The sequence below is a fragment of the Mesorhizobium sp. WSM4884 genome, from assembly GCF_029625675.1.
Taxonomy (GTDB): Bacteria; Pseudomonadota; Alphaproteobacteria; order Rhizobiales; family Rhizobiaceae; genus Mesorhizobium.
This window is the reverse complement of the sequence record NZ_JARTVO010000010.1, coordinates 73,400-92,826: the sequence shown is the minus strand read 5'-3', so window position 1 is coordinate 92,826 and position 19,427 is coordinate 73,400. Positions and strand designations below refer to the sequence as shown.

Here is a 19,427-nt window from a genome sequence, read left to right as displayed (position 1 = left end):
GGTGGGAAACAGAACACGGACCATGGCCGGTAGCGACATCACAAGGAGCGTCGCCGACGCCCTTCAGTACATCTCGTACTATCATCCTCCAGATTATATCCGGTCTCTTTCTCACGCATACACGCGAGAACAGAGCCCGTCGGCGAAGAATGCCATAGGTCAGATTCTGCTGAACTCCCGCATGGCGGCCTTTGGGCGGCGCCCGATTTGTCAGGACACCGGACTTGTGGTTGTCTTCGCAAAGGTCGGCATGGATGCCCGCATTAAGTCAACAGCCAGTTTCGCGGATCTTGTGAATGAGGGCGTACGTCAAGCCTATCTCGATCCGGACAATCCCCTTCGGGCATCGATCGTTGCGGATCCCCTCGCTAGACGGGTCAACACCCGCGACAACACACCGGCAGTTGTCCATGTCGACCTGGTGCAAGGTAACCAGATTGAGATCACCATCGCCGCGAAAGGCGGCGGGTCGGAGAACAAGGCACGTTTTACCACCCTCAATCCCACCGCCTCCGTTTCCGACTGGGTGGTCAATACCGTTTCGACCCTTGGCAGCGGGTGGTGTCCACCTGGACTGATCTCTGTCGGCATCGGTGGTAGCGCTGAAAAGGCGATGCTGCTGGCCAAGGAGGCCATGAACGAGCCCATAGATATGGCGGAACTGATCGCAAGGGGGGCGTCAAGCGCAGAAGAGGGGCTGCGGATTGAGCTTTATGAGCGGATCAACGCGCTTGGTATCGGCGCCCAAGGCCTTGGTGGTCTGACGACAGTCGTTGACGTCAAGGTTGCGACCTATCCTACTCATGCAGCGTCCAAGCCTGTGGCGCTCATCCCGCAATGCGCCGCCAACCGGCACCTGAAGTTTACTTTGGACGGCTCTGGACCCATCAGCCTCCAGCCGCCCGATTTGCGCGAATGGCCCGACATCGGAGCCGACGAATTGAACCCAGCCGGCGTCCGGCGGGTCAATTTAGATACGCTTACGAAGGAAGAGACGGCATCGTGGCGCTGCGGTGAAACGCTCCTGCTTTCTGGAAAGATGCTGACGGGCCGTGACGCTGCCCACAAACGAATGGTCGAACTGATTGATGCCGGCAAGCCGCTCCCAGTCGATCTGAGGGGCCGCGTGATCTACTACGTCGGTCCCGTCCGGGCAGTGAGGAATGAAGTCGTTGGACCCGCCGGTCCAACAACCTCCAGCCGCTTGGACGATTTTACGGACAAGGTGCTCGCCGAAACCGGCCTTTTCGCGATGGTGGGCAAAGCGGAGAGGGGACCGGCGGCCATCGCGTCGATTGTAAGACACAGAACGCCATACCTTGCTGCAGTGGGTGGCGCTGCGTACCTGATTTCAAAGTCGATTAAGGCGGCGCGGATTGTCGCCTTTGAAGACCTGGGCATGGAAGCCATCTATGAATTCGATGTGCAGGACATGCCCGTCGTCATGGCTGTCGATGTTGAGGGAAACTCCATTCACAATTCCGGGCCTCTTGAGTGGCGTAAGCGTATGGCAGCCGACAGCATCGCACGCAACATCGGTGTTTGAGTCTTTCCGGTTGGGCGATTTCGGCCAGACCCGAGCGCCAAATTATCGGGCAAGCCATAAGACGAGCGGCATTTGCGGTGCCCTGCGCCTCGGCGAGCCGGCCAAGCAAGGCCTTCAATTCACCCTAATAGTTGAATGTGCGAGTGAATACTGCATTGAGTATGCCGTCCATGCGATCGAGGGTCGAATGCAGTCGCGCGTCTATCAAGTACGGCAGCGAGATTCAAGAAAATCGGTTATCTATTTATCATGGTCTCCGCCGCCGCCGACTATTCTCTCCAGCTGCACCATTGCCCCGTTGGGCGTTGGGGCGATAGCCAAATTACTTCTGCAGCTTTTCTCAGCGGATCGCTCACCCTCAGCTGATTTTCGTACCCCATTCTGGCACATCTCGGGCCTGGAACGGATGCCTTCCACTGCTACATTCGCTCGTTTCAATTGATGATAGAATTGATCGGCACACAACGCGATGTCATCGCTGAGAGCATAGGTTATGAAGTCGAAACCCGATCCCGTGCAACTCGACAGTTGGGACCTGCGGATCCTCTCCGAAATTCAGGCAGACGGTCGGATTTCAAAAAGTGAGCTTGCAAAACGAGTTCATCTTTCGGCGTCCGCCTGTTCGGAGCGGCTCCGAGCACTCAAGGCCGCGGGGATTATTGAGGGATTTTATGCGCGGCTGAGTCCTGCCCTCATCGGCGGCATGATCTTTGTGATGGTGGAGGTCGTGCTGGATCGTCATCGTCTTGAGGACCAACGACACTTCGAAACTGCTATCCAAGACATTCCGGAAATCCTGGACTGCTGGGCAATTGGGGGGCGCGTGGATTATCTGATGCGGGTCGCATCTCGTTCTATGGCCGCCTATCAGGATTTCATGGAGGGACTGCTGCAGGCAGGCTTGGGGATTGATCAATACTATAGCCTTGTCGTCACGAAACCAGTGAAGTCCAATTCACCGATACCTTTGTCCGCCCTGAGGCAACGGTAACCCAAAAGCTAAGTTTCAACGGCGTTTGGCACGGATCCCGTAGATTCGTCGGCAAAAGGCACCCATTCCGACGAAACTCAAGGGACATTTGCGGTATACTAATTGCTGGAAAAAGGTGGCCGAGCGCTATCCGCCAGTTGATCGCGAGCAAGGACGATGCGCTTGAGCAATCTGGAACCGATCTATTCCAGGAGAGGATCGAAGCAGCCATCGGACGCACTTGCCCAGCACGGTTACGGCGAGAAGCCAAACCGGATCGTGCCTGGTTGAGGAGGCGTCCATATCTAAGATGCGAAGTGCCGAAAAATGCCTCTACCGCTACTTCAAGGGGGGAACTTTCGCCCTGGATTGGCGATCAGTGGCGATTGAGCTTAGTCGCGGTCAGCGCATCCGTGTAGGGGGCGAAATCTACAGCGAGGGTTTGGCAAGCCGACGGGTAGCGGGAGTGCAAGCTGGCCCGCTCGGCCTTGGCGACCAACCCGGCCCTCGACGCCTGCGGACATTCGGAGATCGCGTTTTTACGTCCTAAGTTCGTTGCTGTTCGAGATTAGGAGATCGTCTGTCCTGTTTGACATTGCTGGTCTCCGCAGCCTTCTAAGCGAGGAGCATGGCTGTGCCGGGATCGCGTAGGTGGGTGACAAGGCCGGTCACTCCTGCCACCCGACGTGGTCTTTGAGAAGGTGGAGGTTGCGCTACCGGCTGGAGAGCATGGTGCCAGTTTTCACAAGACAAGGGTCGCTTAATCGAATGGGCGTCAAGTTCATAGATTGCGAACAGATCATGGGGGGATTTGAATAGTGCTACTGACCGAGGCAGAGCTGAAAAGAGTTGCGAATGCCAGTCGAGGACATAGAGCCGCATCGATCGTTCTAAAGGAAGAGACGGCCGCAGCTACAGCCAGATCGTCATTCGACGTTTTTCTGTCACATTCTTTCAAGGACGCAGAGATCGTTCTCGGTGTGAAGCGAATTTTCGAGGAGCTTGGGTTCACTGCTTACGTAGATTGGGTCGAAGATTCACAACTGGACCGCACAAAAGTCTCCTCGGCCACCGCCGAGTTGCTGCGGACCCGTATGAGGCAGTCAAAGACGCTAATCTATGTGCATTCAAACAATTCTCCAGGATCCAGATGGATGCCTTGGGAGCTTGGCTTTTTCGATGGGTTTCGGACCGCGGTAGCGGTTCTGCCCGTGGCAAAAAATTCTTCGGAAACATTCTCCGGGCAAGAATTTTTGGGCCTATACCCTTACATTGATGGGACAGGACCTGCATTCCTGTTTATGAACAGAGGGACCGCGCCTCGCTCAAGAATAGGCTCTGTAAGCTCGACTGCTAACCTCACGTTTGCCAAATCCTGGCTTAAAGAATTTACCGCCACAAAATAGACTGGTGTGCTTCAAAAATGAAATATCCTGGACTCTATAATAGCGCCGACGTGGCATCCAACGAGCAGCAGGCGACGTTTCTGCGCCTGATCCGGGCAGAGTACGTTCTTCTTTTTTTAGCGTCGGTGCTCTCTTTGGACTTGTCGCCATCAAAAGCCTATTTCGGTGTCTATGCTGCGGTATTTCTTTGCTCAATGGGAGTCCTCATTTTCCGGTCGGTCACAAAGCCCGAGCAGGTCTGGTATCAGGCTCGAGCTCTGGCAGAGTCGGTGAAGACATTGACTTGGCGCTTCGCGATGCGAGCACAGCCGTTCGATGACGCGCGCGCCGCTGACGCCAGAGCTGATTTTCGAAAGCTCATGGAAGGTATCCTTGATAGCAATCGTCACCTTGGTAGCGCGTTGAGCGGCACCGATTCAGCATCCCCCCAAACAACCGACCAGATGATGTCGATAAGGGACTCCCCGCTAAAAGAAAGAAAAGACCTATATCTGCAGAGACGAATCTGCGACCAACGGAAGTGGTACGAGAAGAAGGCGCGCTCGAACAAGAGGTCCGCGAAAGTCTGGATGGGCCTTGGTATTTTTGCATACGCTCTGGGATTCTCGTTCATCGTAGTACGCATCGCTGACCCCGCGATGCCAGGCTGGCCGACCGAGCCGCTAATTGTCATCGCCGCCTCCCTTATTGGGTGGACCCAGATCAAGAAATTTAACGAATTGGCATCGGCTTACACGTTGACAGCTCACGAGATCGGCTTGACTGCCGACCTTATTACGGACGCCAACTCGGATGAGGCATTCTCCGCCGCGGTGAACGAAGCCGAACTGGCTTTCTCACGGGAGCACACCCAGTGGGTTGCTCGTCAAAACAACTAAGAGACAACAATGGCATACAGCGATCCGACCTATGTAATATTTGACGGCGATGAAGACGCTTGGGCATACCGCTTTATGAAAGGGTGGAACGCCAGCGAGAATGTGAGTTTTGAATTCGCGAACGCTCACGATCTGGACAATATGACGAGCCGAGCACAGGACGAAGATTATGTTAAACGCAATCTTCGCAACAGAATGAATGGATCGAGCCAGGTACTTGTCCTGATCGGTGAGAAGACGAAAAACCTTTTTCGCTTCGTGCGCTGGGAAATGGAATTGGCTCTTGATCTAGGTCTGCCGATAATCGCAGCAAACCTTAACGGCTCGCGGCAACAAGATGTGAGCTGTCCGCCTATCATCAGGGACAAATGTGTTGTGCACGTGCCGTTCAAGATGAAGGCCATCAAGCACGCGCTAGCCAATTGGCCGAGCGAATTTCATCGGCTTTCAAACGCTCAGCGTGGCGATGGCGCCAGGAGCTATGGCGAAAGCACCTATCGCGATCTCGGCTTATAATCGCCACCTAAAAGCACTTAGCCGCCCAAACATCCTCGCCATCCGCTGGCGGCGACTAGCCTTAGCAACGTCCGCCAGCGTGTTCCGAGCTTGCCGAGCGATGATAAGAAGAGCACGACGTCCGATTTGCTGAGTTTGGCTGAAAGCTGCAGGTCATGTGCAACCTATTAGAGGAGCCCCGCTCGAAGCGTCGGATCGTCAGACAAGATCATGTCGCGCGAGGGCGCTGGTTTCGCGAGGAAAAGGAGCGGCTGTTCGATGTTTGAGGCTTGATCCAGCGTTTCGAGACTGCACGAGCGGCCAGCATTGATGGAGGCAGCTTTTCAGGCCGCGCAATTCTGTCGGCTCGCCCCCTCCTGCGAGCCGCAGCTCGGCTCGCCCTGCGCAGCAACCACGAATTTGCGATCGCAAGAAAGGCAACACGCTGACGATAGAACTTGGCGGCGCTGGTCGGCTGCGAATCAAGATGTCAATGGCAAGGAGCTCTCGCCGCGCGTCTTTGCCGGGCCGAACCTTCTGGCTATGCTCCTTCGAGAAGTCTGCCGAGCACCAGCCGCCGCACCGCCAAAGCTATCAATATGCGCGAGGGCACGACCTCAGCCTCTCAGCGCTGGCCAACCAGGTTGGAGCCTGTGCCGCGGCACGGAACCCGCTGCCTGCTGATCGAGGCGAATGTGCTTTGCCCCTGATCACCTCATTACCACCCTTGGGAAGGGCAAGACCGATCCGGACCGTCAGAATGTAAGGGATGACCGGCAGTTCGGCGGAACATGGCCGCCGGCGCTCTATCGTGCCTCGCGCGGCCGGCGGGAACAGCGTCCCGAGCGCTATTCATCCGTCAATATCGCCCGCTAATCGGGCACTATGCTGGGCGCATGCGCGTCGTAAGCTGTTCGTGTTTGCAGGACGCGCCCCCGACCCTCGGCTAAGGCGAAGGTGACGCCTTAGTTTTCACGGCAATTCGGGCCGATCCCGCGAATTTCACGGCGAATAACCTGCATTCCCGAGAAACTCAAGGGACGTTTCCGGTATGCTATTTGCTAAACAGGTGGCTGGCCGAGTGCCCTCCGCCAATTTATCGCGAGGAGAGGGACATGCGCTTGAGCAATCTGGGAACCGAGCAACTCCGGGAGAAGGATAGAAGCTTCGTCTTCCATCCTTCTACGCATCTGGCCAAGCACAGCCGAGGCGAAACGCCAAATAGGATTATGGCCGGTGCGGAAGGCGTCTATATCTGGGACACCGAAGGCCGAAGGAGCCTCGACGGTTTCGGAGGACTCTACTGCGTCAACATGGGATATGGATGCACGGAGATCGCCGAGGCCATTGCCAGGCAAGCACACGAATTGCCGTTCGCGCACGTCTATGCCAGCCAAGGTACGGAGCCGGTCGCCCTGTTGGCAGAGGCCGTGGTCGAGTATTTCGGTCAGAACATGCGAAGGGTCTATTTCGGCCTCTCCGGTTCCGATGCCAACGAAACCAACATCAAGCTGGTCTGGTACTATAATAACATTCTTGGCCGGCCCGAAAAGAAAAAGATCATCTCGCGAAATCGCGGCTATCACGGGTCTGGATTGGTCACGGGTAGCCTAACTGGCCTTCCCTTCTTTCACAATTTCTTCGACCTGCCTCTGGATTTGGTGCGCCATACAACCACGCCGCACTATTACCGCCAGGCGCGTGTCGAGGAGAGCGAGGAAGCGTTCTCCCGGCGCTGTGCCGATGAGCTTGAAGCCTTGATCCTGGCCGAAGGACCGGAAACGGTTGCAGCTTTTATCGGAGAGCCGGTACTTGGGACAGGAGGTATTGTGCCGCCCCCCAAAGGGTACTGGACGTCCATTCAAGCGGTGCTCGACAAATACGATATCCTTCTAATCGCGGATGAAGTGGTCTGTGGCTTCGCGCGAACCGGCGAGAAGTTCGGTTCCCACCTGTATAACATGCGTCCGGATTTCGTGACCATCGCAAAGGGTTTGAGTTCCGCCTACCTCCCCATCTCCGGGTCAATCATTGGCGACCGTGTCTGGTCGGTTTTGGAACAAGGAACTGAGAAGCACGGCGCACTCGGCCACGGCTGGACATATTCGGGGCACACGCTTTGTGCCGCAGCCGCGCTCGCCAATATTCGACTGCTTAAAGAAAAAAATATTCTGGAGCATGTCCGCGATGTTGGACCGTATTGGCAAGACCGGATGAAGGCCGAGCTGGCGGGACATCCCATCGTTGGTGAAGTTCGCGGAGTGGGTATCCTGTCGGCCGTAGAGATGATGCGGGACCCAAAACAAAGGATACCATTCGAACCCGACCTTCAGGTCGGGGTGCGCACTGCAGCTGCTCTGTTTGAGAATGGTGTCATCGGACGGGCCATGCCGCATGGCGACATCCTCGGTTATGCCCCCCCCCTGATCATTACCCGAAAAGAGATCGACATCATTGTCGACGCGACGGTAAAGTCGGTCGATACCACCTATCGCGCGCTGAAGGCCGAGGGTGCCGTATGATTTTGCGATCGCGAAGGAGCGAGTCCGGAGGCAGGCATGTCCCTGCGCGCTACTGCGCCGAGCAGACCCAAAACTGTTGAATTCCAGATATCTGATCTTGAGCATGCTCCGGGCTATTTCAGTCACGATTTGTAACCGAATCAGTTCTGCCGCCGCTGTCCTGTTGCCCAACGACCAGGACCTCTGTGCGGCGCGCCCTGCGGGTGTACCTCCCCGCCGGCAGGGCGCCCTTTTTGACCCACGTAATCAGTATCATTATGGCCCGTGCGGGATCGAGGGTCTGGTAAAGGTCATCTGCACGTTCCGATGCAGATTGAGCTTAGACGTGCCCTTTACATCATTGCAGCGGGCCATAATCATTGCGGTGAATTTTATCACGTCAGGTATATAGAAGGACGATACTCACACGCCACCCCGTTCACAAGGAAAGGCATTTTAATATTGTTGAGACGATTTGCCTATCAAAGAAAAGAAAGCATCGCAACACTTCTTTGCGGATCACGGCGCCCCGGGTGGGGGATGAGCGGCTATCCGAATTGTTATGCTAATGCCGACCCAAATTCCTGCAAAAGCTGGGGTCAATGATGGCTTTTGGTCAGCGCAGGATGATTTCTCCTGATTTGGTCGGTGCAGGGGCGGTCATGATTTAATGCATGGAGATTCTCTGATTGAGCTGTTGAGATCATGAGGCGTCTGCCAGACGCCCATCGGGTGAGCCCAGCATGATTGGGATGACCGACGAAGATCGAAAGTGTGGCAGCATTCTGGAGCCCGGTCAGCCCAGCGACGCCCGCGAATTCAATCACGTTTGTCGGGACATACACGACGCAGCCGGAAGGCGTGCAGAAAGAGGAAGAATCGAGCGCGACGATGACGAGGCACATGCCACTTGTTTTCGAGACATTCCTTGAAAGACTGTCACAGAGTATCGATGAGGCAGATTTCCGGGATGCCATGGCTGAGGCGGCCGGACGACTTGACCTAATCTTCTTTGCCTACCTCTCCTTGCCAGCACGGCCTTCCGGCAAACCGAGGTTAATTTCAAACTATCCACCCCGCTGGACCAGACAGTATCTGGAAAATCAGTATGAGAAACTCGATCCTGTGGTCTTGCGTGCTCGAAATGGCGGCTGCCCGTTTCACTGGGGATCGAATTTGGGAGGCGATAAAATGTCGCCGGCTCAACAGCAGCTATTCGATGAGGCGGCTCAATTCAGCATCTGCTGCGGTTTGACGATCCCAATTGTCGATCTCCGCGGCCGCATCGCTGCGGTTACTTTTGCCGCCGATGAGCCTCGTCCAGTATTTCTTCGGGTCGCTGAGCGGTACGAACAAGCTCTTCAACTGATGGCGGCCTGCTTTCATCGTTGCGTTCGCCGCAAATTGCCGAGCGATCGAACAGTGGATGGGGTTTCGCTGACATCCCGCGAATATGAGTGCCTGAGGTGGGCAGCGCGGGGTAATTCAGCCTGGGTGACCGGCCGCATCTTGGGTATCAAGCCACGCACGATCGCTTTTCATTTGGACAATGCCAAGAAGAAGCTAGGCGTGCGAACCCAAAATCAGGCTATAGCCCTTTTGGGGTCCGAAGGGTCCTCAATTGTCTGAGAAGCTTTTTGATCCCCTTGTGCTCGGGCCATTCGATCGCGCGCTTTGTATCGAGCGTTGACTGGATGCCGAGATCTTCTGTTCCGCCGGCTCGGGCGATGCAGCCGTATTCTTCCAGTCCGCGCCGGTGATCATAGTCTATGGGTGCTCGAGCGGGTGTGTCGTCGCTGACGAGCTAGTTGTGGAGCCTCAACAGGTTGTCCTCGGTTAGAGCGAGGCGACTGATAGGTGTTTTGGACTTTAGGCTCCCGTGGGGACGGTGCCAATTGTATCTGTGCAGCCAGACCGGCAACTCTGCGGCGCGGTGATCTGAAGTCGGATAAGCGATGGCATAAGCCCATTCGCGCAGTGCTGTCTGGATGAAGCGCTCGGCCTTGCCATTGGTCTTGGGTGTATAGGGTCTTGTCCTGACGTGCTTGAGGCCGAGATCGCGGCAGGCCTTGGCGAAGGCCTTTGATCTGTAGCAGGAGCCGTTGTCGGTCATGACGCGGGCTATCGTGACGCCGAGGCTGGCGTAGTAGGCCACCGCCGCCTTGAGGAAGGCGATGGCGCTTTCTTTTTTCTCGTCGGGCAGGATCTGCGAGAAGGCGATGCGGGAGGCGTCGTCGATGCAGACATGGACGAACTCCCAACTGCTGCCGCGCGAGCTGGCATTGCCGGTGCGCTTGCCGGTAATGCGATGACCGATGCGCTCGAAACGACCGAGCTTCTTGATATCGATATGGATCATCTCGCCAGGATGCTCGCGCTCGTAGCGTCGGATCGGCTCGGCCGGTTCGATATCCCGCAACCGCGACAGTCCGGCACGCTTGAGAACCCGGCTAACGGTGGCGGGCGAGACGCCGACCTCATGGGCGATGTGCTTGCCGGTCCAACGTTGCCGCCGCAGCGCCATGATGCGCTCGGCGATCAACGCAGCGGTGGCCTGCGGCATATTGGCGGGCCGCGAGGAACGGTCGATCATGCCGGCCCGCCCTTCGGACTTGTAGCGCTCGACCCAGCGCGCCACGATCTTGGCCGACACGCCGTAGACACGCGCCGCATGGGCTTTGGAGAAAGCGCCTTCTATCACCGACAGCGCCATCTCCTCTCGACGCAGCGGTGTGAGACGGGCATTCTTATGGATGTTCATTCGGACCCTCCGGTGAGTGCTGAAGCTTGGTAACTCCAGTCTCCCCGGTCCGGTCCGAATGGACAACCTCCCGAAAGCTCACAGCTAGTCGTGCGGTTATATAGTTTCCGAGGATGGCCCGCTTGCATACCTGCCTGCCGGTAATCTCTAACCCTTGACTTAGGGCGATGGCTATCGGTTATGCGGCTTGAAAGCGAAGAGGTGGACCCTTCGTCGAGCGCCGGTACGATATGGAGTGCTGCTCCGGGCTAATACCCATCCAGACAGAGCGGAACCTTCTATCACGTCAGACGCTCGGACAGTTGCCAAACCCCGATTTCCTGGGAACTGAATTGTGCTCGCCACCGGGTCCATTTTGCCGGCGCGTCTGTGGTGCAGGCCCCGATCAGCCTGACCAATGGCACAGGAACGCTTCTATGACCGAGCACTGCGAATTTGTCAGCTGGCGAACAATTCCTTGTAGCCGCTCGTCACCATCCAGTTCGCACGGTCGAGATGACTACGAAGCGCCTTCCTGGCGCGCTCCGGTTCAAGTGCCGGATCAATGCCGAGGATCAGTTGGGCCATTTCCTCTTCGGGCGCCTCATCGGCTGAGGCGTCCAGGAGCCTCATATAGATGGTAAAGTGCGCCCTGTCGTAGGCGGTAAGACGGTCAGACCAAGGGACTTCGTCGAGCAGTGTTGAGCTTTGAGTCCTATCTGTTCCCGTTGATTGATTCATGTCTGCCGCGAACCTCGCATGTTGATCGCTGGATCCAAGGCAGAATATCCCAAAATGGGATAATCCGAAACGGGGATTAGTCGCTGAGCCGGTCTCTACCTGCCGGTTCACCTAAATGCCCAAATCTCTTCGATCTCCCCGCCACCAGCGGTTTCTGGCCCAGTTGATCTCACTGCGCAATGTCAAAGGGCTGACGCAGGCGCAGGTGGCTGAGAAGCTTGGTCGTCCGCAATCTTTCGTGGCGAAATATGAGGGTGGCGAACGGCGTCTCGATGTCATTGAGTTTCTCGACGTAACTGCGGCCCTCGATGCTGATCCGTGTGAGATTCTGTTGAGCCTGCGCACGTAGTGGGCGCCCGCGCCCATCACCGCGCGTGCCGTGTGCCGGTGGGTCGAGCCCCGATTTTCTTGGCTCTGGCGTCTCGACCATTCCGCTGCGCCTCCTAGCGCGTCGTTAGACTCTCGCAATTCGCTCTGTTTTGTGCCTTTCTCAGCAGGTGGCGCCGCATCCTTCTAGGCCCGCCGCGGCGTCCCGCAACCCTTAGCCAGCTGTGAGCTTTCAGTAGGTTGTCCATCCGGCCCTTCGGATGCGGTGCGGCTCAGACGGCGGACCCGTTCCTGTCATGATTCGCCGCCGCACCCATTCCTGGGAAGCAGCCATTGGCGAGCGGAGGACAAAATGATGAGACAGCGAAGCGCTGGGCCATCCGCGCTGTGGTGATACGTCGATGCATGGCGGTTGCGCGACTTCGTTGCTTGAAGCGAAGCGACCGCACCGCCCATTTCGTCAACTGGCGAACAAATCCTTGTAGCCGCTCGTCACCACCCAGTTTGCACGGTCGAGATGACTGCGAAGAACGTTGCGTGCGCGCTCAGGTTCGCGTGCCGGATCAATGCCGAGGATCACTTTGGCCATTTCCTCTTCAGTGGCGTTGTCGGCCGAGGCGTCCAGGAGCCTCATATAGGTTGTAAAGTGGTCCTTGTCGTAGGCTGTAATGCGGTCCGACCAGGGGACCTCGTCGGCGAACGGCGTGTTCGATCTGGGCTGCAACATCGCTAATTCTATCTCCGGCCAATGGACCCGCGAAGCCCTGTGCCTGCTAAATGTGGATTACATATTATAGTTGATAAACTCAAGCCGCCTGATCCGCTGGCTTGCGTGCATGGATATGCGCAAGTTGGTCGGACGGAATGTGCAGAGGATCAGGCAAAGGAAGCGCCTGACGCAGGAGCAGCTTGCGGAGATTTCCGGGTTCAGTCAGCAGTACATCAGCGGCTTGGAGAAAGGCCGAAGAAATCCGACAATTATCACGATCTATGAACTGGCATTGGCCCTCGGCGTCAGCCACATGGATCTGGTTCGGCCCGACAAACAGGCATGATACACCCGCCCTCCAAGTAGCTGGCCGCCTGATGGCGCGCGCCGGGTGCTCGTGAACCCAGGCTTTTCTTAGGGTCCCCCGGCAGCCCCTGCCATTTGGCTCGCCCTGGCCCGGCGCACCCTATTGGACAGTCGGCCGCTGCGGTTTTTGTCAGCCTTTCCTGGGGCGGTCGGCATTGCCTTTTAGGCCCGCCGCGGCCTCCCGCAACCTTCGCTCTCGCTTCAGGTCCTTCTCTTGGTTACGATCCTTCGGATGCGGTTCGCCTCTTTCAGCGGGCCTAATCGCTTTCTGCCGCCCACCCCACGGGGACAGCCACGCGAGACTAGTATGGAGCGTTGCGGTTAGCGCACGAACAGCAAAGGAACTGAAAAAACAGGCAACTGTCGAAGCATGGCTGAACCAGCCATCGTGTCGGCATCTTGGAGCCGCGTGTTCGCCTTGAGGCCCTGCCGGTAGGATCCCTGCAGTTGAAGTCATTGTCGGCATTCTGACAACAATGGACATGAACCGCCGAACTATCAAGGCGACCAGGTTGTTGTCTAGCAATGGTTTTCCGAATCGGCACGGCACTTGCGTTACCAAAAACAAGTACGCCGCGGCACGGATCGCCCAAGAGGCTGAACGACCTGATCTGTTTGACCCTCGCAGCAGGGGTGGATGGCTAACACAAAGGAAACTTTGAAGGTGGACGTTTTCGAAAGTTCTCCAATACCTGTCAGGAAAACACGGACGCCATCTTTCTCGGTGGATCTAGCCTTGCTGGGAGTCGCATTCGTTTGGGGGGCGAGCTATCCGGTCGGGAAAGGCGCACTGTTCTACGCGCCGGTTTCGATACTTGTTCTTTATCGCTTCCTGATTACTACGATCATTACGGCAGTGGCTGCAAGACATGAGATCGCATTGGTCTCCTGGGGCGATTTCATCCGCGGCTTCGCATTGGGAACAATACTTTTTTGCATCTTTATTGCTGAAACTTACGGCGTTGCATCGACAAGCGCAATGAACACGGCCTTGATCATATCGCTTTGTGTGATTTTCACGCCGAGCATCGACTATGGGCTATCACGGCGACTTCCACCTACGGGCATTTTGGCAAGTGCTGCCATAGCGTGCATCGGTGTCGGCATTCTCACTGGCGGGATCAGCAGGTTCAGCCCGGGTGACGCGCTTGTCTTGGGGGCCGCGATTCTGCGAGCGGTTATGGTCGTTTCCACCAAACGCCTTCTGGCCGGCCGGCAGATTTCATCTGCAGCCCTGACGGCCATCCAAGGATCGACGGTGGCAACACTTACTTTCGTTTTGGCCGTCGCTCAGTTCGGAATTTCAGGCCTTGTTGTGAGGGCCACCCTTCAGTTTTGGGGCGCTGTTGCCTTCCTTGCACTCTTCTGCACCCTCGCTGCATTCTACATTCAAAATGCCGCAGTGAGAAAATCCACACCGACACGGGTTGGCTTCTTGATGGGAACAGAACCTTTTTTTGGTTTCGTTCTAGCGCACCTTCTTCTGAATGAGCCTTTGACAGTACCGAGCTTGATAGGCGCAGGCCTCGTCCTCGCTGCGACGTTTGCTGGCATCTGGTTTGAGAGCAGGACATCCAAATGAACCCCATCTTGGCTTCCACCAAACCCGCCATCGGCGGCATTTCGAGTTTTGAAGATCTGGAGGCTTTTCCGGACCGAACCGCACCAGTTGCAACCATGTTCAGCGGCGGTCTCGACAGCACCTATCTTCTCTACAAGCTGCAAAGCCTTGGCTTTGCGAACATTGAAGCTGTCGCAGCGGATGTCGGAACGCGCATCGATCAGCCTTTGTTGGAACGGACGGCAGCCATGTTCGGCGCGCGCTTTGTCTGCCTCGAAGGGCGGGATGCCTTTGTCGAACAAGGCGTGAAATCAGCCATTCGAGCCCACGCCAAGTACCTTGGCATCTATCCGTTGAGCAGTTCGTTGAGCCGTCCCATAATCGCATCTTTGGTTGTTAATCATGCTAGGTCAATCAACTCACGGCTGGTTCTTCATACAGCAAACCTTTCTCAAAACAGTCTTCCGCGCCTTAACAATAGCATTAAGCGCTCAGGATTTTCCGGCAACTTCGGCAGTCCGTATGAATGCTCTGTGATATCCCGACAACAGAAGACCTCCGACCTGTCCAAGTGTGGAGCGACTTTTGTGGCGGACCGCACGTGGAGCGCGGACGAAAACCTCTGGTGTCGGGAATTCGAGTCGGGGCCTTTGGAAGATCCCGAGAACTTTTCCATCCCCGAGGAGGCATTTGCTTGGACGCGCCACATTCCCGCAGAGCAGCCGGTAGAGATCAAACTCGGGTTTGCAGACGGAAGTCTCGTGTCAATTGATGACCGTGATGTTGCATTGGTCGACGCAATCCCGTTCCTGAATAACACGGTCGGCAAATTCGGGCACGGCCGCTTTGTCGGGCTTGAACACATCACAACCGGCCAAAAGGTTCTCGAAGTCCGCGAGGCCCCTGCCGCGGCCATTATCTTCGACGCGCTGCGTCACCTCGAAACCGCTTCTCTTGACGTGGCATCAATCGTTTTGAAGCAAGGGCTTGAGCAAGCCTGGTCCCAAGAGGCGGTTTCAGGTGCATGGGGCAGTACTATTCACCAGATGTGCGAACGGGCCATTGCATCCGCCCTCGAGGGCGTTAGCGGGAGCGTCAGCTACATAGTCGATCACACACGCTTTTTACCTCGGTCGATCCGAGCCAGGACGCCGAGATACATTAGGGACCGCGACCTTTGGGAATACCAAGCCGCAACCCACATAGCGTTGTCCAAAGCGTTCCGTCCTCGCCAAGTCACCAAAAGGGAGACACCCGTGGAAAACAACGCACCCCAGGCGCCGGCCAACCTCAGTCAACAATGCACTGACGGTCTGGTGACAAATGGATGGTGGTTTTCAAAAGGCGAGCGCGCCGAAGCCTGCTTTGGCATCGAAATTGATGCAGCCTGGAAGAACTTTGCTGACCATTGGAATCGACTTCTTCTCGATGAATACATGCGTGACGGCGGAACATATCGTTACCGGCGCTATAGCGCTTTTGAATATGACGCGACTGACGGAATCTTTAGGCTCCTACCCCACGCCCCCTACGAACAATCAAAAAGTGTCAATCATCTGAATGGCGGCTTCAAGCGCCACTTCGAGCCCCTTGAAAACTCCTTTATAGACCATCCCGTCTTAGAAAAGATTCTGACAGGTTTCTGCAGAATTCTATGTGAAGCCGCCCGACATGATCGTTGGAATATCAAGATCCATCCCTACCGGATTGTCGCGCGCGATGGTGTAAATGGCAAACCGGCACCCGAGGGCCTTCACCAGGACGGGGTGGACTTCATTGCTTGCTATATGATTGGGCGGGTCAACGTCACCGGCGGCATGAGCATGATCACCGACGCCTCAAAGGAGTTCCTCGGCGAGGTCGAAATGAACTCCCCGAATGATTTTGTGATCTGCAACGACCGCGAAACCTTTCACGATGTATCGTCGATTGTGGCCGAAAACCTGAAAATGCCGTACGCTTATCGCGACGTCCTTGTGATCGCCTTCGAGAAATTATAACGCCCAGCGCGCCGAGAGCATTTTCAACAAGGTTCAATACTGCTTGGTATCCTCTCGGGTGTTCCTGGTGCGGGAACAATGCAGGATTAATTTCTTGCATCTAAACACCTAGATAGCAGTTTCGCCTCTCTGGTATGATGGTTTTTGGCCTCGCGGATCTCGCGTAATACGAATGACCGTGGACACCCCCGATCTTCGCAAGAAAGTGAGAAATTATCCTCATGCTGTCCGACGAGGTGGTCTGCGGCTTCGGAGGCACCGGGAACTGGTTTGGTAGCCAGACATTTGGGATGGAACCGGACATGCTCTCGATCGCCGGGGGGCTTTCATCCGGTCACCTGCCCATTGGCGGCGTCATTATCTCGACAAGATTTATCAATGCGCCGCTGACGAGGCCCACAAGGTCGGCGTGTTCGGTCACGGTTTCACCTACTCCGGTCATCCGGTGATAGCGGCCGTCGCCGCCGAGGCGATCAGGATCTACAGCGAGATCGATTTCGTGACCCAGGCGCGTCGTCTCGGCGATCACTTGCATGGAGCCCTCGCGGACGCGCTCGGCGACCATCCGCTTGTCGGTGAAGCCCGCGGCCGCGGCTTCATCGCGGGGGTTCAGATCGTCGAGGATCGTGCGCCCGTCGCGTCTTCGCGCCCGAGCTGAGGATCGGCGATGTCGAGCGGCGGTGCCGCGAGCACGGCGTCATGATCCGCAATATGGGAGAAGTGCTTGGAATCTGTCCGCCCTATATAATCACCGAAAGCGAGATCGACCCCTTGGTTGACGGCATTCGTTCTGCACTCGACGGCGCCGCTGCTGCGAATTCCCGGGTCGGTCGGGTGGCATGAGTTCCAGCATTAAGACCGACTGCTTCACTTCAGTGGATATTATCGAGCAAACGCTCACCCGAGGGGTGCACTTCATCCGTGTCCGGTACAAAACGTCACCCATGTCTCAGGTCGGGCACGCCGCTCGCCAACGACACCGAGTTCGGCCTCGCGGCCTACTTCTACACCGGCGATCTCGGTCGCGCCTTCCGCGTGATGGAAGGACTGAAGTACCGGCGTCAATGAAGGCCTGATCACCACGCCGGAGGTGCCGTTCCGCGGCGTCAAGGAATCGGGCCTCGGCAAGGAAGGCGGCCTCCAGGGCATCGTGGATTATCTCGACACCAAACATGTCTGCATCGGCGGTCTCGGCGTCTAGTGGTTCCCGCCTGACATAGGAGTCCAATCAGAGATTCCCTTTCTGGCCTGCGCGTGCGAGTCTGGCGCATGCGCACAGGAAGATCGTTCACCGTTTCGTCGGCCGATCGCGTCCGTCTGACGGCGCTGATCAGGGATCGCAACGCCCCGCAAAAGCATGTCTGGCGCGCCGAGATAGTGCTTTTGCCCGCCGACGGCGTCGGCACCGGCGAGGTCATGCGCCGCATCGGCAAGTCGAAGACCGACGTCTGGCGCTGGCAGGAGCGCTTTGCCGCGGAAGGCTGTGACGGGCTGCTGCGCGACAAGACGCGACAGTGGCGCATTCCGCCGCTCGGTCCCGATGTCGGCGAGCGCGTCGTGGCACTGACGCTTGCCGATCCGCCGGGCGAGAGGACCCACTGGACCGCCGACATGATGGCGCAAGCCGCCGCAATCAGCGCCAGCGCCGTCAGGCGCATCTGGAAGGCGCATGGTCTCGCACCCCACCGCTGGCGCCAGGTTCAAGCTCTCCAATGATCCGAAGTTCGTCGACAAGTTGCGCGCCGTCGTCGGCCTCTATCTCGATGCGCCGGCCCATGCCATCGTTCTGTCGGTCGATGAAAAGAGCCAGATCCGGCGCTCGACCGCACCCACCCGGCCTGCCGATGAAGAAGGGGCGGCTCGGTACGATGAGGCACGACTACAAGCGCAACGGCACCACCACCCTGTTCGCCGCCCTCAACGTCCACTATTGTCCCGTTGACGAGAATATCATCTTAGTTGCTTGTAAAAATTTGTTCTCCACTTCCGTCTCCATCGTATCTCAGTCAACGCGATGGAGCAGGAAATGACTACAAACATTGTGAAACTGGAAGAAGGCAGGGCAATCGGCTCTAATCGTGACGTGCCGCTGTCAGATCATGAGGCGGAAGCCCTAGGGCATCTTGCGGTGGCGCTGAGTGGCATTTCGACGACCATTCGGTCCGCCGCCTACAAACACGCGCTAAACTCTAGTCACGCGATGAAGCCCCTAAAGGAGACGGAGGACGCGCTTACCGACTACGACGCCTTGGCGAGGGCGGCGGGCCGAAAGCAGCCGAAAGCGGCGGAGGAGGACGACAGGAAGGGGGACGCCCTAGCGAGAGAGGCCGCCGCACAGGTCAGCAGGGTCGATCAGACCCGATCTTCCCGCTGGAGCAGACCGCGAAGGGTACCGGTGGCATCAACGGACTACGTTCGGCAGGTGGTCATGGCAGATAGTCAGCTTGGAGCAGTGTCGGCACTGGTAAACGCGCGGCGAGTGGCTCCAGAACGCTTCCATGCTTCTGTTCCCAGTGTAGATAATAATCCGGATGCTCCGCTTCTGACCTCTTTTTCGGACTATCTGAGCAGGGTGTGCGGACTGGAGTCAAAGTCCCGCGAAGGCGTTCTCCTGGGCAGCCGCCGCTTTCTGGATTGGTTCCATCACCACCATTCCCGGCCAAGCCCTCGGCGCGTTGACGGCTGAGCATGTCCTTGCCGCTGTCGAACATCGGCTGTCACTATCGGCGACCTCCGGTACCCGCACCGGCAGCAACTTCTCACATCGTATTGGGCTGGCCACCACGACCAGAATCTCGCGCGCGTCGTCCCCAGGACGCCCCACTGGCGTTTGGCTCATCTAACCCTCGAACTCGGCTACGGCCCGTCGACGGTCTTCTTCACATGGGTCGGATTCGACGAAATGGACGAGGTCACAGGCGACGGCCATGCTGAACTGCTCGACGACGGCTCCATCGACATCACCTTCTATCACAACGGCGACGAGGCAATCCTCAAGGCCAAACGGGACACTTCTTCAACGGCCTGCTAGGAGATCCGTGTTCGCCTTGCGCTGACAAAGAAGCTCACACATGACGTCCGGGAGACGATGCTGGCAAATGGTCTGGCTGAAGCATTCCACCCACAATACCAAAGCCCGTCCCGATCCAAAGCGCTTCTAAGCACTCCACCTCAGGCGCAAGGCCGG

Annotated in this window: 17 protein-coding genes and 3 pseudogenes; 17 read left to right on the top strand and 3 right to left on the bottom strand. The window is 57.0% G+C overall.

Translation table 11 applies throughout. The features are described 5' to 3' along the window. Positions 1-22: 22 nt before the first annotated feature. The 7 genes and pseudogenes from P9236_RS17785 (at position 23) to P9236_RS17755 (ending at position 9,425) form a co-directional block, all read left to right on the top strand. Positions 23-1,546 (top strand): fumarate hydratase, encoded by a 1,524-nt coding sequence (locus P9236_RS17785; RefSeq protein WP_063169307.1) that lies wholly within the window; start codon positions 23-25, stop codon positions 1,544-1,546. Positions 1,547-2,039: 493 nt separating this feature from the next. Further along, entirely contained in the window at positions 2,040-2,537 is a 498-nt protein-coding gene (locus tag P9236_RS17780; RefSeq protein ID WP_063169306.1) for an Lrp/AsnC family transcriptional regulator, read from the top strand. Positions 2,538-3,939: 1,402 nt separating this feature from the next. Further along, positions 3,940-4,800, top strand: a complete 861-nt coding sequence (locus tag P9236_RS17775; RefSeq protein WP_063169305.1) for a DUF4231 domain-containing protein — start codon at positions 3,940-3,942, stop codon at positions 4,798-4,800. 9 nt (positions 4,801-4,809) lie between these two features. Next, entirely contained in the window at positions 4,810-5,316 is a 507-nt protein-coding gene (locus P9236_RS17770) for a TIR domain-containing protein (protein ID WP_063169304.1), read from the top strand. Between the two features lie 483 nt (positions 5,317-5,799). After that, positions 5,800-6,220 (top strand): annotated as a pseudogene (locus tag P9236_RS17765) (transposase); the annotation flags it as partial. 190 nt (positions 6,221-6,410) lie between these two features. Continuing rightward, a complete protein-coding gene (locus tag P9236_RS17760) occupies positions 6,411-7,817 on the top strand; it encodes an aminotransferase (RefSeq protein ID WP_063169303.1) in 1,407 nt (468 codons plus the stop codon). An 870-nt stretch (positions 7,818-8,687) separates the two neighbouring features. Further along, positions 8,688-9,425: a LuxR family transcriptional regulator gene (locus P9236_RS17755; RefSeq protein ID WP_082826574.1), complete on the top strand. Its 738-nt coding sequence runs from the start codon at positions 8,688-8,690 to the stop codon at positions 9,423-9,425. A 175-nt stretch (positions 9,426-9,600) separates the two neighbouring features. On the opposite strand, the gene P9236_RS17750 is transcribed toward P9236_RS17755, so the two are convergent. Together P9236_RS17750 and P9236_RS17745 are read right to left on the bottom strand one after the other, a co-directional pair. Then, positions 9,601-10,557 (bottom strand): IS481 family transposase, encoded by a 957-nt coding sequence (locus P9236_RS17750; protein WP_063169302.1) that lies wholly within the window; start codon positions 10,555-10,557, stop codon positions 9,601-9,603. Between the two features lie 438 nt (positions 10,558-10,995). Further along, complete coding sequence (locus P9236_RS17745; RefSeq protein WP_063169301.1) at positions 10,996-11,277, bottom strand: DUF2285 domain-containing protein; 282 nt, start codon at positions 11,275-11,277, stop codon at positions 10,996-10,998. A 115-nt stretch (positions 11,278-11,392) separates the two neighbouring features. On the opposite strand from P9236_RS17745, the gene P9236_RS17740 reads away from it, so the two are divergent. Then, entirely contained in the window at positions 11,393-11,626 is a 234-nt protein-coding gene (locus P9236_RS17740; RefSeq protein WP_082826573.1) for a helix-turn-helix transcriptional regulator, read from the top strand. Between the two features lie 438 nt (positions 11,627-12,064). Here the strand turns inward: P9236_RS17740 and P9236_RS17735 are convergent, their stop codons facing one another. Beyond that, complete coding sequence (locus tag P9236_RS17735; RefSeq protein WP_063169299.1) at positions 12,065-12,331, bottom strand: DUF2285 domain-containing protein; 267 nt, start codon at positions 12,329-12,331, stop codon at positions 12,065-12,067. A gap of 109 nt (positions 12,332-12,440) precedes the next feature. Between P9236_RS17735 and P9236_RS17730 the strand changes: the two genes are divergently transcribed. The 9 genes and pseudogenes from P9236_RS17730 (at position 12,441) to P9236_RS17690 (ending at position 19,271) form a co-directional block, all read left to right on the top strand. Beyond that, positions 12,441-12,659: a helix-turn-helix transcriptional regulator gene (locus tag P9236_RS17730; RefSeq protein WP_029354714.1), complete on the top strand. Its 219-nt coding sequence runs from the start codon at positions 12,441-12,443 to the stop codon at positions 12,657-12,659. A gap of 657 nt (positions 12,660-13,316) precedes the next feature. Next, positions 13,317-14,261, top strand: coding sequence for a DMT family transporter (locus tag P9236_RS17725; protein WP_082826572.1), 945 nt, complete (start codon positions 13,317-13,319; stop codon positions 14,259-14,261). Next, entirely contained in the window at positions 14,258-16,240 is a 1,983-nt protein-coding gene (locus P9236_RS17720; RefSeq protein ID WP_063169298.1) for an argininosuccinate synthase-related protein, read from the top strand. The genes P9236_RS17725 and P9236_RS17720 overlap by 4 nt, the downstream gene beginning before the upstream one ends. A gap of 221 nt (positions 16,241-16,461) precedes the next feature. Further along, positions 16,462-16,689, top strand: coding sequence for an aminotransferase class III-fold pyridoxal phosphate-dependent enzyme (locus P9236_RS17715; protein ID WP_263485461.1), 228 nt, complete (start codon positions 16,462-16,464; stop codon positions 16,687-16,689). Next, positions 16,650-16,898 (top strand): aminotransferase class III-fold pyridoxal phosphate-dependent enzyme, encoded by a 249-nt coding sequence (locus tag P9236_RS17710; RefSeq protein WP_063169297.1) that lies wholly within the window; start codon positions 16,650-16,652, stop codon positions 16,896-16,898. The genes P9236_RS17715 and P9236_RS17710 overlap by 40 nt, the downstream gene beginning before the upstream one ends. Before the next feature lie 308 nt (positions 16,899-17,206). Beyond that, positions 17,207-17,441: pseudogene (locus P9236_RS17705) on the top strand (aldehyde dehydrogenase family protein); the annotation flags it as partial. Between the two features lie 68 nt (positions 17,442-17,509). After that, positions 17,510-18,165 (top strand): annotated as a pseudogene (locus P9236_RS17700) (IS630 family transposase); the annotation flags it as partial. A 101-nt stretch (positions 18,166-18,266) separates the two neighbouring features. After that, entirely contained in the window at positions 18,267-18,926 is a 660-nt protein-coding gene (locus P9236_RS17695) for a hypothetical protein (protein ID WP_063169296.1), read from the top strand. Positions 18,927-19,070: 144 nt separating this feature from the next. Next, the gene (locus P9236_RS17690) at positions 19,071-19,271 is read left to right on the top strand and encodes a hypothetical protein (protein ID WP_244514237.1); all 201 of its coding nucleotides are present in this window, start codon (positions 19,071-19,073) and stop codon (positions 19,269-19,271) included. Positions 19,272-19,427: the final 156 nt, after the last annotated feature.

Coding starts and splice junctions, on each gene's coding strand:
- P9236_RS17785 (WP_063169307.1), top strand. CDS start 23: ATGGCCGGTAGCGACATCACAAGGAGCGTCGCCGACGCCCTTCAGTAC.
- P9236_RS17780 (WP_063169306.1), top strand. CDS start 2,040: ATGAAGTCGAAACCCGATCCCGTGCAACTCGACAGTTGGGACCTGCGG.
- P9236_RS17775 (WP_063169305.1), top strand. CDS start 3,940: ATGAAATATCCTGGACTCTATAATAGCGCCGACGTGGCATCCAACGAG.
- P9236_RS17770 (WP_063169304.1), top strand. CDS start 4,810: ATGGCATACAGCGATCCGACCTATGTAATATTTGACGGCGATGAAGAC.
- P9236_RS17760 (WP_063169303.1), top strand. CDS start 6,411: ATGCGCTTGAGCAATCTGGGAACCGAGCAACTCCGGGAGAAGGATAGA.
- P9236_RS17755 (WP_082826574.1), top strand. CDS start 8,688: ATGACGAGGCACATGCCACTTGTTTTCGAGACATTCCTTGAAAGACTG.
- P9236_RS17750 (WP_063169302.1), bottom strand. CDS start 10,557: ATGAACATCCATAAGAATGCCCGTCTCACACCGCTGCGTCGAGAGGAG.
- P9236_RS17745 (WP_063169301.1), bottom strand. CDS start 11,277: ATGAATCAATCAACGGGAACAGATAGGACTCAAAGCTCAACACTGCTC.
- P9236_RS17740 (WP_082826573.1), top strand. CDS start 11,393: ATGCCCAAATCTCTTCGATCTCCCCGCCACCAGCGGTTTCTGGCCCAG.
- P9236_RS17735 (WP_063169299.1), bottom strand. CDS start 12,331: ATGTTGCAGCCCAGATCGAACACGCCGTTCGCCGACGAGGTCCCCTGG.
- P9236_RS17730 (WP_029354714.1), top strand. CDS start 12,441: ATGGATATGCGCAAGTTGGTCGGACGGAATGTGCAGAGGATCAGGCAA.
- P9236_RS17725 (WP_082826572.1), top strand. CDS start 13,317: ATGGCTAACACAAAGGAAACTTTGAAGGTGGACGTTTTCGAAAGTTCT.
- P9236_RS17720 (WP_063169298.1), top strand. CDS start 14,258: ATGAACCCCATCTTGGCTTCCACCAAACCCGCCATCGGCGGCATTTCG.
- P9236_RS17715 (WP_263485461.1), top strand. CDS start 16,462: ATGCTGTCCGACGAGGTGGTCTGCGGCTTCGGAGGCACCGGGAACTGG.
- P9236_RS17695 (WP_063169296.1), top strand. CDS start 18,267: ATGACTACAAACATTGTGAAACTGGAAGAAGGCAGGGCAATCGGCTCT.